The organism is Alicyclobacillus acidoterrestris (assembly GCF_022674245.1).
Taxonomy (GTDB): Bacteria; Bacillota; Bacilli; order Alicyclobacillales; family Alicyclobacillaceae; genus Alicyclobacillus; species Alicyclobacillus acidoterrestris.
In genome coordinates, this window is record NZ_CP080467.1 from 3,121,593 (window position 1) to 3,135,052 (window position 13,460).

The 13,460-nt window shown below is 54.8% G+C and carries 12 protein-coding genes and 1 pseudogene; 6 read left to right on the forward strand and 7 right to left on the reverse strand.

What is annotated here, in order from left to right; genetic code table 11:
- The first annotated feature begins 99 nt into the window (after positions 1–99).
- The 3 genes from K1I37_RS15445 to K1I37_RS15455 are packed head-to-tail and all read left to right on the forward strand — an operon-like array spanning position 100 to position 3,410.
- Positions 100–609, forward strand: coding sequence for a hypothetical protein (locus K1I37_RS15445; protein WP_021296044.1), 510 nt, complete (start codon positions 100–102; stop codon positions 607–609).
- The gene (locus tag K1I37_RS15450) at positions 609–2,870 is read left to right on the forward strand and encodes a glycoside hydrolase domain-containing protein (protein WP_021296043.1); all 2,262 of its coding nucleotides are present in this window, start codon (positions 609–611) and stop codon (positions 2,868–2,870) included. The genes K1I37_RS15445 and K1I37_RS15450 overlap by 1 nt, the downstream gene beginning before the upstream one ends.
- A gap of 15 nt (positions 2,871–2,885) precedes the next feature.
- Positions 2,886–3,410, forward strand: a complete 525-nt coding sequence (locus K1I37_RS15455) for a hypothetical protein (RefSeq protein ID WP_021296042.1) — start codon at positions 2,886–2,888, stop codon at positions 3,408–3,410.
- Between the two features lie 84 nt (positions 3,411–3,494).
- Here the strand turns inward: K1I37_RS15455 and K1I37_RS15460 are convergent.
- From K1I37_RS15460 to alaS, 6 genes and pseudogenes are all read right to left on the reverse strand, one after another.
- Positions 3,495–3,845: pseudogene (locus K1I37_RS15460) on the reverse strand (sigma factor); the annotation flags it as partial.
- Positions 3,846–4,407: 562 nt separating this feature from the next.
- Positions 4,408–6,006, reverse strand: a complete 1,599-nt coding sequence (locus tag K1I37_RS15465) for a penicillin-binding transpeptidase domain-containing protein (RefSeq protein WP_021298577.1) — start codon at positions 6,004–6,006, stop codon at positions 4,408–4,410.
- A 119-nt stretch (positions 6,007–6,125) separates the two neighbouring features.
- Positions 6,126–7,193 carry an endolytic transglycosylase MltG gene (gene mltG, locus K1I37_RS15470; RefSeq protein ID WP_031219313.1) on the reverse strand — a complete coding sequence of 356 codons (1,068 nt, stop codon included), beginning with the start codon at positions 7,191–7,193 and terminating at the stop codon, positions 6,126–6,128.
- Between the two features lie 104 nt (positions 7,194–7,297).
- On the reverse strand, positions 7,298–7,729 hold the full coding sequence (gene ruvX, locus K1I37_RS15475; protein ID WP_236613937.1) for a Holliday junction resolvase RuvX: 432 nt from the start codon (positions 7,727–7,729) through the stop codon (positions 7,298–7,300).
- Entirely contained in the window at positions 7,692–7,970 is a 279-nt protein-coding gene (locus K1I37_RS15480) for an IreB family regulatory phosphoprotein (RefSeq protein WP_021298580.1), read from the reverse strand. The genes ruvX and K1I37_RS15480 overlap by 38 nt, the downstream gene beginning before the upstream one ends.
- Before the next feature lie 59 nt (positions 7,971–8,029).
- Positions 8,030–10,672 (reverse strand): alanine--tRNA ligase, encoded by a 2,643-nt coding sequence (alaS, locus tag K1I37_RS15485; RefSeq protein WP_021298581.1) that lies wholly within the window; start codon positions 10,670–10,672, stop codon positions 8,030–8,032.
- Positions 10,673–10,729: 57 nt separating this feature from the next.
- Between alaS and K1I37_RS15490 the strand changes: the two genes are divergently transcribed.
- Complete coding sequence (locus K1I37_RS15490) at positions 10,730–10,972, forward strand: hypothetical protein (protein WP_152498882.1); 243 nt, start codon at positions 10,730–10,732, stop codon at positions 10,970–10,972.
- A 179-nt stretch (positions 10,973–11,151) separates the two neighbouring features.
- Here K1I37_RS15490 and K1I37_RS15495 read toward each other — a convergent pair whose 3' ends face one another.
- Positions 11,152–12,219, reverse strand: coding sequence for an AI-2E family transporter (locus tag K1I37_RS15495; RefSeq protein WP_021298582.1), 1,068 nt, complete (start codon positions 12,217–12,219; stop codon positions 11,152–11,154).
- Positions 12,220–12,651: 432 nt separating this feature from the next.
- On the opposite strand from K1I37_RS15495, the gene crcB (K1I37_RS15500) reads away from it, so the two are divergent.
- Positions 12,652–13,056: a fluoride efflux transporter CrcB gene (gene crcB, locus K1I37_RS15500; RefSeq protein WP_021298583.1), complete on the forward strand. Its 405-nt coding sequence runs from the start codon at positions 12,652–12,654 to the stop codon at positions 13,054–13,056.
- Positions 13,053–13,430, forward strand: coding sequence for a fluoride efflux transporter CrcB (crcB, locus tag K1I37_RS15505; protein ID WP_021298584.1), 378 nt, complete (start codon positions 13,053–13,055; stop codon positions 13,428–13,430). Before crcB (K1I37_RS15500) ends, crcB (K1I37_RS15505) begins: the two co-directional genes overlap by 4 nt.
- Positions 13,431–13,460: the final 30 nt, after the last annotated feature.

The following is a 13,460-nucleotide window of genomic DNA, read 5'->3' on the forward strand; positions in this document are numbered from 1 at the left end:
AAATATCCCATCTCAAACAATCCCTTCTACATTTACACCTCAAGCATGACAAATTAGCGGAACGACACGCCGCACTCCACGAGAAGGTAGATCGACAGAATGACAGATAAACATATAGTACAGGCACATGCCGAAACACGTACGCTACATGAAATGGTCATTACACCCGATCACGTTAAACGTAGCGAATCGTCTGAATTTAGACGCACAAAACAGCGATTGAAGGAGGATGGTCATTACAAGTGTTGGGTATGCGGTTCGACTGACAACCTACAAGTGCACCATTATGGGCTGGAATGGTCACTCGGTAATATCGGCGATTACGATGCGTTAAAGGAATTTGTTGAAACGTTCGATGTGTATGGCTATGGACGATTGCTACGAAATAAGCCAATCACGTCTCCTGATGATATACGCAATGCGATGGTCTTGTGTGCGCACCATCACACGGGCGTCGACCATGCAAATGGCGGCACAGGTACAGGTATCCACGAAATCACATTCCCCGTTTGGATTGCTCAAAAGTTATGTGTAGAAAATCCCGTACCACAAGAAGGCGAAACGGAAGCCGGAACAATTGAAGATGTGAAAAATAAGGAGTCGATGTGATGGCTAAGTATTTGTACAATGTCGCCCCGTCATCGTCTACCACTCCTACTATATGGCAAACCTACGTGAACAGTGGAAAAACACTCCCGCCTCGTGCCAACAATCGTGCGTTGTACGGCCCAATACTTAACCAGGAATCACTCGGTGCATGTTCTGCGTTTGCGTCAACACAATGGCGTATGGCGTTGCACGTGCTTGGTGGTGGCGCGTATGAACGGTTAAGCGAGTTGGCTGATTATTACGAGGAACGCGTACTGAATGGCACTGTGTCCTCTGATAGTGGCGCAACAATGCAAGAGGCCGTACAGGTGTTAGAAACGTACGGTGCGATGCCAGAAGCTGATGACCCATACGATCCAAATTACGCGAAGGACTTTACACAGGCACCACCGAACGATTGGGATGCATCGCTAAAATTGTTGCCAACGCAAGCCTATTATGTTGGCACGGACTTGAACAACGTGAAAGATGCGATTGCACAAGGTATGCCTGTGATGGTTGGCATGGAAGTGTTCGCCGAGTTAGAAAGTGGATTGTGTGCTGCAACAGGTTGGATGGGTATGCCTGCTGATCCGACTAATTCACTTGGCGGCCATATGATTAATCTGATTGGATACGACGACAATCTACAGGCTCTATTAGCGCTGAATCAATGGGGATCGACGTGGGGTATTCATAACGATACATCGCTTGCCGGTTGTTTCTGGATTCCATATGATTTCTTCAATCAATACATGTTTGATGCTGTAGCTGGCACGCCTGACAACGGGAAACCACTTCAACCACAACCCCTGCCGACGCCGTTCGTCAAACCAATTACCGATAACTATACAATCACCGTTACGCCATCAGCCACGTCTATTACAGTTGGGCAATCAATCACAGTAAATGGTCAAACTTTGTGCAATGGCCAACCATATCCAAACGCATCCGTGTCGTATGAATTTGACGATGCAAATGGTGCGCTGATTGCTGCGACATTAACAAGTGATACCAACGGAAAGTTTAGTATGACATTTACACCACCATCAGCAGACACAATTACGTGTGTGGCAACTTTCCTCGATCCGTATGGCGATATGCCCGCAACATCAACAGGCACGATTACAGTCAATCAACCACAACCCACTCCATCACCATCTCCACAAGGAGTGACCCAATTGAACCATATTGATTGTGCGACGCGTCTAACGGCGGCAAATGTGCAGTCGCTGAAATCAAGTGGCATTAAGACAATCGGACGGTATCTTGGTGCCAAAACGACGAGTTGGACAAAAACGATCACACCTGATGAATTGAAATCAATACACGACGCGGGATTATCGGTGATTTTGTTTTGGGAATCCAGTCCGACAAGTGCGGCATATTTTTCCGCGACGCAAGGCATTGCTGACGCAAAACAAGCAATGACGGAAATGGCATATCTCGGTGCTCCGAAGACAGCGGCGATTTATTTCACTGTTGATTATGATGCACAAACATCGGATATGACCGCTATTGAATCGTATTTCAAGTCTGTATATGAGACGGTTAACGGTTCTTACCTAGTCGGTGCGTACGGCAGCTATGATGTGATTGCAGCGCTATTCAAATCAGGATATGTCGACAAGTTTATCCAAACATACGCGTGGTCAAATGGCAAATTGTTCAATGGTGCGCATGGCTATCAATATCAAAACGATGTTACCGTAGCAGGTATAAGTGCTGACAGAGACGCGATATTCGCCTCACCTGGTGCATGGCCAGAAATCACAGTGCAACAAGATAACGTCGCATCCAATCCAACCGTACAAAATGGTAGCACTGGTACAGTCGTGCAACAATTGCAGATTGCGCTGATACGGCTTGGCTATAGTGTTGTCGGTAGTGCAGATGGTGACTTTGGACCAAATACACTATCCGGCGTGAAGTCGTTCCAAAGTGACTACAAGTTAACCGTGGATGGTATTGTTGGACCCGCAACATGGAGCGCAATTGATGCCGCATTGAAATCCATTGTCATCCCCACTCCCCCATCACCAGCACCTTCCCCTTCATCGACTGTTGCAGCTACCCCTATTACCGCTCAAGTAAATGGTGCCAAAGTCGATGCGTACGCCATCAACGATAAGACCTATGTGATATGGTCAGCTATCCCTGGCGTCAAATCCACCAAGACATCCGATGGTACGTGGAACTTTGTCACCACTTCCGTTGACGCGAAACCAGTTTCCGTCACGTTGACATATGCAGATGGGACTAGCCAAACAAGCAAATTTTAAGGAGGACAAAATAATATGACTATTGTTGCGAGTGTAGTAAATGATGCAGTCGTTCTATTTGGCGTGGCCGGCACATTGCTTGGATTCAGCAAGACGAAATGGTTCCAAGCATCGATGACATTTTTGAATGGCGAAAAGGGTGAAATCGAAAAAGGTGTCGAAGCGTTGATACACACACCTATCGCAAAAACAATTGAGGCTAAACTGCATCATGAGTTGAGTACAGCGACGGATGACCTAAAGAAGTCCGTGCTAGCACAGTATGCGCTGGCTGTGATTCACGTTGTCGGTAAAACGTACGACGAATTAAGCCCATCTGAACAGGCCGCCGCGATTGCGTTTATCAAAGCACATCTGCCGAAAAACGTGGAAGCGACCGAGAAGGAAATTGTGCAGGCTTTGAAGGACGCACCGGACATCGCTAAGTTGTTTGCTGATGATCCAGCGTTCAAGAAGGCGCAGGAGTTCACACAATTACTGGACAATGCGAATAAGCAAGATACACAGCCGGCACCAGCACCGGAAACGGCGCAAGCGTAACTGATCTATATAGTATACATCAAGCCCTGCTCCATTACGGAGCGAGGCTATTGAACACGCAAAGCACCCTGTAGTCAGTGAGTTCTCGTTCTCGATACACCGAGCCGCGTACGTCGCCAATTTCGTACCTTTGCCCTGCTTGTAGCTCTCAACCGCCTTAATCAGCCCAATGGTGCCGATGGATATCAAATCCTCTGGGTCTTCGCCCGACATTTCATACTTCTTCACGAGGTGTGCCACGAGCCGCAGATTGTGCTCAATCAGCAAATTGCGCGCGCTCTCCCGCGCACTTTCGCTGCCGCTCGTCAAATCCGCAATCGCCGCGCGTTCCTCATCCGCAGACAACGGCTTCGGAAACGCACCGTTCTTCACATAGGACACAAAAACGGAAACATCCTTGAGGACCAATGCGAGCAGTGCCAAAATGCTGGACAAATTACGCCACCTCCGTCATGCGTTTTGGCAGGGACTTCGGCCTAATTTATGCAGCGTGGACACCGAATCTGCCTCGCGCCGGAATTGGGGCGTGGGCAGCGCGGGAGGATAAGGCAACTCCCCATGTCTTATGTGTGACTATTCTGTGAAATAACCGGATTTAAGACAAGAAAAGTACCTTAATCTCGCGAAATTGGCTCGATCACGGCGGAATGACTCCATATAAGGTAATTTTGATGCCTTAAGTGGCTTGTCCGAGTGCGTCATGTCTTATTAAGACACCAAGCGCCCCGCCCGAAACCCGAAACCCGAAACCCGAAATGCCAATGAATCGTCAACTCAAAATCCGCCGGACAAACCCACAAAATCAAACAACGGCCCCAATTGCCCTTCCTGCCCGACCTATCCAATAAGCCGGCAGTCACCCGCAAAGCCCGCCCCTACTCCTCCGCCACTCCGCCACTCCGCCACTCCGCCACTCCGCCACTCCGCCACTCCGCCACTCCGCCACTCCGCCACTCCGCCACTCCGCCACTCCGCCACTCCGCCACTCCGCACCACATCACACCTGCGGCGCCCGGTCCTCCCGGGCGGCGGCAGCGGGCGCCAGCCACTTTTTGGCCAGCGCGAACAGGTGCGCGTGTGCTTGCGCACTCGGTTCGTCAGCGACACAGATGGCGAACGCCGAGGTGGGCGTGCCGGACGCATCGACTTGATAGCCGATGAGCCAGGCGTTGACGTGGCCGTTCGGCAACTCGGCCGTGCCCGTCTTGGCGGCAATGGGGTAGGTGTGGAGGGGGTAGGCGGTGCCGGACGGATCGTGAACCGCTGCCCACATCCCCTCGCGCAGGACAGAGGCGGTATATGGGGAGCAGGCATCGAGGCCGGCCGTGTCGGCGCGGCGGAGGTAAAAGGGCGTGAAGCGACCCTGTGCGTCGGAGAAGCCGCGAACGAGCCGTGCGCGGTGATACCTGCCGTCCTCCGCAAGGGTGGCCGCCAACAAGGCGCCCTGCAGGGGAGTTATGCGGACGTCCTCCTGACCGATGGCCGTGTTCGCGAGTAGTCCTTCGTCATCCCCGCTGTGGCGGTAAACGACACCTTTATCTGCGCCCGGAATCATTTCCTCGCGGCCATATGGCACGAGGCCAGTCGTGTTGAGGCCAAAGCGCTGTGCCTGTACGGCCAGCGCCGTTCGGCCCAGCCGAATGCCCATCTCGGCGAATGCGACGTCACAGGATTGGGCAATCGCCTCGCGCAGCGAGAGGCGTCCGTGCGTGCGCCAGCAGTGCAACCGCACGCGCGGGACGCGAAGAAAGCCGCGGCAGACAAAGTGGGTGTCTGATCGGTATGTATGAGATTCCAAGGCAGCGGCACCCGTGACCAATTTGAACACGGAACCGGGCGCGATGGCGCGCAGTGCGTCGCTGAACTGGTGGTTCGCCGAAGCCAACACCGATATGTCGCCGTCTGGCAGCGAGATGGACACCATGCTCGCGTGCGCGACACCCGCGGCACGCAGAAGCTGTTCGGCATAGCGCTGTTTGTCCTCATCGATGGTCGTCACCACGTTCTTACCTGGAATCGGCGTAAGCGTGAACGTTGCATTCGGTTCCATCTCGGATGGCACCTCACTTGCCCCCGTCGGTGGCACGATTTGCCCGATGAGACCCGGTCTGCGCCCTGACAATAACGCGTCAAATGTGTATTCGAGGCCGGATCGCCCTTGTTCAGGCACAGCCTTACCAGCCTTCGGCCAGACGTCCGGCAAGCCGATAGCGCCGACAATTTCCGGCGCCACCACCGACCCGCGCGCAGAATCCGAATGCGCAGAATCAGGCGCCTCAATCGCTTGCGGCGTGGCATACGGTTTCGCATCTATCGACTGTCCAGCCGACTGTTTAGCGCTACCTGCCATCCCCTTTGCCTGCCACAACCGGCCGTCCGCGAACTCGATGTGCCCGCGAGCGTCGCTGGTCATTTCGACGTCAAAGTGCTCCGCGTCGAGCTTCCAGCGCGGGACAGACATCCCGCCCGCGCCAGCGAGAAAGCCGTGCGGAAAAACCATCACGAGAAAAAGCCGTCCCAATAGGACGGCGCTCAAGATGATCCAAATCGCATATAAACAAATTAACCGACGAACTCGCAGTTCTGACTTTCCCACCGCAACCAAACTCCTTGCACATAGATTGTCCAATGCTGGAATCCATATGCGAAACCGGCGCGTGATCCGGTGGGGCAAGTCTACAGACCAACAACAAACGAACTGCAACAGGACAAATGTTACGGATTGTCGGCTTGTTTCTTCAAATTCTGCGTGCGCAACTGCTCGTTGTGCAGTTGTTGCGCGTACGTTGTGGAGAAATAATGCTCACCACTGCCGTCGCCTTTGGCCACGTAATAAAGGTAATCCGTCTTCGCTGGTTTCAATACCGCTTCAATGCTCTTCAGCCCCGGACTGCCAATCGGGCCAGGCGGCAAGCCCGCGTGCAAGTAGGTGTTGTATGGACCTTTGGCATTCTCGAGATCGGCGTCGGTAACCACGTCCACGTGATGCCCCAGCGCGTATTCCACCGTCGCATCGATTTGCAGTTTCATGCCCTTTTTGAGGCGATTCTGAATGACGCTGGCGATCAGAGGGCGCTCCTTGTCCACCTGCGCCTCGTTCTCCACCAAAGAAGCTTCGGTGATGAGCTGGTTGAGCGTCAGGTGACTCGCTTTCATCTGCGCCACGTTGGCCGGGGTCAACACGCGCTTCTGGAAGTCCTCAAGCATTTCGTCAATCACTTCGACCGGCGGCTCGTTCGGCTGAAACTGATACGTATCCGGGAACAAAAATCCCTCCAGGCGATAACGGACGTCCTTGCGATTTGCAAGTTGTGCCATAAATGAGGCCTTCACGGATCCCGTTTGCACAGCCTTGAGAAACGCCGCAGATTGGCAAATTCCGTGCTCCTGCAAGGTCGTTGCGATCTCCTGCACATCGTACCCCTCAGGGATGGTCACGCTGATGGCATCCGACACGACCTGCCCGTGCGTCAAGATGGACAGAATTTGCGCCGGTTTCATGTTTGGCGCAAGCGCGTACGTTCCTGCCTGAATGCCAGACACGCCATGATGTCCGCGATAGAAGTACAAGAATGCCGTGCGATTGCGAATGAGTCCTCTCTTGTAGAGATCTTCGGCGACGTCCGTTGCCGATTCACCGCGCTGAACCTCCACTTCTTGTGTGGCAGAACTCGTGGAGACCGGCGCCAGCGCCCGCTGGTACCCTATGTAGACACCGATGATGGCCAACAGAATGCACGCCACCACGATAATTCCTGCAATCACAAGCCTTCTGCGTAACACACTCTGGAAAATCCCCAGACAATCTCCTCCCTCAACGCTACAAAAAAACGCTACAAAGGCGCAGCACCTCGACACACAAAGGGTCGCACCAAGCGATGATACGCTCAGTGCGACTTGGCGTCGAGATAATGTTGTAGAAGAATCGTGGCCGCCACGGCGTCGACGACCTGTTTGCGCCGCTTGCGACTGACGTCCGCTTCAAGCAACACGCGCTGAGCGCTCACGGTCGTGAGGCGTTCATCAAACAACTCCACAGGAATGTCGACCACGTTCATCAACAGCGCGCGAAACTTCTCGACGTGTTGCGCCTTTTGCCCGACTTCCCCAGACATTGTGATAGGGTTGCCAAGCACAATGCGCTCTACCTCGTACTCGCGTACGACGTCGCCGATCTCGGCGGCCACCTGCTTGTCCGACTGCCGCTGAATCACTTTCAGCGCACTCGCAAGAAAACCCATCGGATCAGAGAGCGCCAAGCCAACCCGGCGCTCTCCATAATCAACCGCGAGAATCCGCATCGCCGTGTAGCGCAGCATATGCGCGCACGAGTTCTTCAATCAAATCGTCGCGCTCAATCCGTCGAATCGTATTGCGCGCGTCCAGATGGCTCGTGATATAAGCCGGATCTCCGGAAATCAAATATCCCGCGATTTGGTAAATCGGATTGTAGCCTTTTTCCTTGAGCGCGCGATACGCCACTTGAAATGCTTGGCGCGCCTCGGCATTCTCTGATCTCGTTTCAAACCGCATCGTCTTGTCAAAATCGCGGCTGGTCAAACTGCGCCACCTCGCTCGTGCGTCCAAGAACGCTATACTTCCGCGTATCCTTCTTCTCTTTAAGCCCTTGTGTTTCCTGCGACAGACGAGACAATCTCCTCAACTTTTTCGATGGCCGCTGGCAATTTATCAGGATCCTTGGCACCGGCTTGTGCCATATCCGGGCGTCCGCCACCACCGCCACCGGCGACAGCAGCCACTTCCTTGACGATTTGTCCTGCATGAAAACCTTGCGCTTGCAAGTCTTTCGAAACGGCAGCTACAAATTGCACTCTTTCATTGTGTACGGATCCTAGTACAACAATGTACGAAGGCTTGTCCGATTTCAACTCGTCCGCCAACTGGCGCAATCCATCCATGTCGATGTCCGACAGCGCCGCCCGAATCACCGGCACACCGGCAATCGTCTCGACGCGGTCTTTCAACTCTCCGACGCGCGCGTGATTGAGCCGAGCTTTCGCAGAGTCGAGTTCGCGCTCGAGTTGCTTCACCTCGTCCAGCGTCCGGCTGATTCTATCCACCAGGTTCGACTCGCCCGCCTTGAGCAGCGATGCCGCCTGTTCGATAATCTGTTTGCGCGCTGTCGCAAGCGCATAGGCATGGCGACCCGTAACGGCCTCAATGCGGCGCGTCCCCGACCCAATGCCCGTCTCCGAGACAATCAGGAATTGGCCAATCAAACCGGTACGTTCAACGTGACAACCGCCACACAACTCGATGCTGTAATCGCCTGCCTGAACGACGCGCACGCGATTGCCATACTTCTCGCCAAACAGCGCCATCGCGCCCATCGCCTTCGCCGCGTCGATATCCATTTCCTCGATGACCACGGCGTCGTCGCGCCAAATCGCAGCGTTCACGCGCGTCTCGACGTCCCGCAACTCTTCCTCCGTCAGCGGCCCGAAGTGCGAGAAGTCAAAGCGCAACCGTTCTGGCTCAACAAGCGATCCCGCCTGCGCCACGTGCGTCCCCAACACTTCCCGTAGCGCCTTGTGCAGCAAGTGTGTCGCCGTATGGTTTTTCACGGTGTCCTTGCGCAGTGAAGCATCGACGACTGCACGAACCGCGTCGCCCTGGTGCAGCGTCCCATCCACGACGCGCACAGTATGCACGTTTTGCCCATGCGGCGCCTTCTTGACATCAAGCACCTCCGCGCGCCCGGCGGGCCCAACCATTTCGCCTTTGTCCGCGACCTGACCGCCACTCTCCGCGTAAAACGGCGTCGTGTCGAGAATGACCTGTATCTCGTCACCGACACCCGCACCGTCAATCCAGTCGCCATCCCGGACCAAGCCGATAATTTCGGCGTCGACCGTGAGCTGCCCGTAACCGACGAACGTCGACGGCGTGGTAAACGTCTCCAGTACGCCGCGCTGACTGCTCATTCCCTCGTTCGTGTGACGGGCGGCGCGGGCGCGTTCCCGCTGTGCTTCGAGGGCCTGTTCGAATCCATCGCGATCGACCGTGAACCCAGACTCGCTCGCGATTTCAATCGTCAAGTCGATAGGGAATCCGTAGGTATCGTACAACTTAAACGCGTCATCCCCGGAGATGACCGTCTTACCCGTCGCTTGCAGGGAGCCAATCACATCGGCCAACAATGCCTCCCCTTCGATCAGCGTCTCGTGGAACCGCTCTTCCTCGGTCTTCACCACGCGGGAAATCAACTGGCGCTTCTCGCGAATTTCGGGGTAATCCGCGCCCATAATCTCGTCCACCACATCGACGAGCTGATACATAAACGGCTTCTCAATGCCCAAGCGACGACCGCTGCGAACGGCGCGACGGAGAAGGCGGCGAATAATGTAGCTGCGTCCCTCATTGCCCGGCAACACGCCATCGCCAATCGCGAATGCGACCGTGCGAAGGTGATCCGCTACGATTTTAAAGTGCACGTCGTCCTCCGAGCGCTCCCCGTACCTGCGGCCTGCCAGTTCTCCAGTTTTGTCGATAATCGGGCGGAACAAATCCGTCTCAAAGTTATTTGGGACATCCTGCAGCACGGAAGCCAAGCGCTCCAACCCACTGCCGGTGTCGATGTTCTTCTTCGGCAGCGGCGTGTACTCGCCATCCGCCCCCTTGTTGTACTGCGTAAACACGAGATTCCAGATTTCCAGGTACCGGTCGCAGTCGCAGCCAGGTTGACACGTGTCAGAGCCGCAGCCGAACTGCTCGCCGCGATCGTAAAAAATCTCCGAACACGGCCCACACGGCCCTTCGCCAATCTCCCAGAAGTTATCTTCCTCGCCGCGGTAAATCCGCGCCTCAGGCAGTCCGACTTCTTTGTGCCAAATGTCAAAGGCCTCGTCGTCGTTGACGTGAATGGTGACCGACAGGCGTTCCCCGTCGAGTTCCAATACTTCCGTCAAAAACGTCCACGCCCAGGTGATAGCCTCCCGCTTAAAGTAATCGCCAAACGAGAAGTTTCCCAACATCTCAAAGAACGTCTGGTGGCGCGCCGTGTGCCCGACCTCTTCGATGTCGTTGGTGCGAATACATTTTTGTGAATTGACAATCCGCGGATTCTCCGGGATCTCGCGCCCATCGAAATAAGGTTTCAGGGGCGCCATGCCGGCGTTGATCCAAAGTAGCGTCGGGTCATCGTGCGGAACGAGGCTCGCGCTTGGAAAGATGCTGTGCCCGCGCTCAGCGTAAAATTCCTTGAACAGCCGCCGAATTTGTTGACCGGATAATGGCTTCATCTCAGGTATCCTCCTCATGCCGCTCTTACGAAAACATCTGTGATTGGTCGGTGTTGCTTGGTCGGTGTATCGAAACTGCAAATGGACATTCTCGCACCTGTACCGACAGGCGCTGTGGGGCTCACGCTCGCGATAAACGCAAAAAAGCCCTCATCCCAACAGGGACGAGAGCGCATTCTCTCGCGGTACCACCCTGGTTACAGCGCTTCGACGACATACGCCTTTACTCTTCCGTCCGTCGTATTCGTCCCAGACGACTATCCCATCCATCGCCTGACGCTGTCCCTCGTATCGCGGTAACGGGCGAACCCCGGCGTGGTTTCACACGCGCTTGGAAAGTAGCTTCGGCCGCCCCGCTTTGAGATGCCTTTCAGCCAAGGGCACCCTCTCTGCGCAAAGGGAAACGGCGTACTCGTTTTCCGCATCGCTTTCACACGTGCCTGTATTGTAGCGGTTGCGAGAGAAGCCTGTCAAATCGCTCAATCGTCGTCCGAGTTGTCGCGTGCCGCCCGCAGGTGCGTCCATACGACTTTGAGGACGGCCAAGAGCGGAATGGCCACGACAAGGCCAAGCAACCCACCGAGTTCGCCACCGATGAGGAGGGCGGCGACAATGGCCATGGGGTGTAGTTTGAGCGTTCGCCCCATGATTTGCGGCGAAATCAAATTCCCCTCGCACTGCTGCACAATCACGTTGACAATCAGTACCTTGATGACCATCGCGGGGCTGACCGTAAACGCCAAAAGCACTGCCGGCGCCGCGCCGATAAACGGCCCGAGATACGGGACGATGTCGGCCACCGCCAGAAAAATGGCGAGGAGCAGCGCGTACGGCATGCCGACAATAAGATAACCAATGAGCGCCAAAATCCCCAGTGCCAACATCACCAAGAACTGCCCACGGATGTAGCTGCCAAGGGTCTGATCAATACTTATCAGCAAGTCCTGCACATCGTGGCGACGCCCGCGCGGCACCAATCCGACGACGCCGCGGCCAATCGACCGGCCGTCTTTGAGCATATAGAACACGAGAAAGGGAACCAGCGCGACAATAAAGAGGATATTCACCGCGCTGGAGATAAACGAGAACACATCAGACGCCCAGCCAACCAGGTTGCGCTCGACTTGATTCAGGGCGTTCTCGACGCCGATGCGGACCGTGTCCGGGAGGTATTGTTTTCGGCTGTTCACCATGTCTATCCAGTGATTGACCTGCTCAACCATCCCGGGCATGTTGGTCACCAATTGAGTGACCTGTCGCGTGATAATGGGAACCGTGTTGAGAACAGCCACGGTCACAATGAGCGCAAACGTGCAATAGATAAGCAACACCGCGACGCCGCGCGGCACCCGGCGGCGATGCAGCAAATCGACCAAAGGCTGCAAGACGTAACTGACAATGAGCGAGGCGACGAACGGGTAAATGACCGCGCTCAGCACACTCCAGATATCCGAGAAGAACCCACGTAAGAGACCTATCAAATACACGCACAATAACGTCAAAAAAATGGACAATGTCGCCCGGAAATAACGGCTCGTCGGCCACATGGTGCGACCTCCTCCAGTGACGATGGTTCGTTCATGACGCCTGTCGCCTCTGTGGCGGACAGGCTGTACAAGTTCTTCACAGTATATGCAACAAGGCGCCTCCTCATTTATCCAGTTCCCGAAGACACAGACAAAAGCGAGTCGCCACAGATGCGACTCGCTTGTCAGGTAAGGATTTAGACAGCCGCAAACGACCGTTTGCGATCACGCTCACTATGGCCTAAGATTCCCACTGCCGCAGAATTTTTACCTCATCGATCGGGCTTTAGTCTATCGGACCTCAGTCATCTCTGTGCCAGCCAATCGAGTCTGTCCACTTTACGCACCGCGAGGCACTTCTTTATACTTAGGGATACTTACTTCGGCGTCCTCGGCCCGTCTTGATATGGCTGTCGGACAAGTCCCGGATTTTTCGGAAGGAGGTTTTGGGCAATGGCATATATCGCTGTGGCGATAGGTGGGTTTCTCGGCGCCATTCTTCGTTATGGCGTAAGCGAGTGGCTGGGGACCCTGAATGGCCTCAATATTGCTACGCTCATCAGCAATTGGTCGGGGTGCCTCGTTCTGGGCTGGCTCAATACAATATCTGGTCAGTTCCTACCCTTGTCACCGAACGTCCGCCTGGGGATTGGGACAGGCTTCATTGGCGCATTCACGACCTTCTCCACATTTACAATCGACGCCTGGAAGCTGTATAAAAATGGACAAGTCCTCGCGTCACTCGGATACATCCTGCTCTCTATCGTCGGCGGCCTCATCCTGTCTTATTTTGGCTATCTACTCGCAAAGCTGCACATGCATTGGCTGGAACGCGGGCGTGGAGGTATGGCGCGATGAATTGGTTGCTTGTCGGAATCGGCGGCATTATCGGCGCACTCCTTCGCTATCAGGTGACGCGCTTGATCAACACCCGATTTGACATCCAGTTTCCGTACCCCACCCTCATCATCAACATTACCGGATCATTCTTACTCGGCTGGTTTACCCGCGACTTGCACGCCTATTTCCCAAGCCTCGGATCTGCCCCCATGCTGATACTTGGCGTCGGCGTCTGCGGCGCATACACGACGTTTTCGACGTTTTCGTTCGAAGCGGTCAGCCTCTTTCGCGAACAGCGCGAATTGACCGCCATCGCCTATGTACTCATCTCCTGTGTCGGTGGTTTTGCGGCTTCGGCAATCGGATTGTACGGTCTGCCCGCTGCCCAGTGAACAAAACAAAATAGGCCACTGATCTCCACG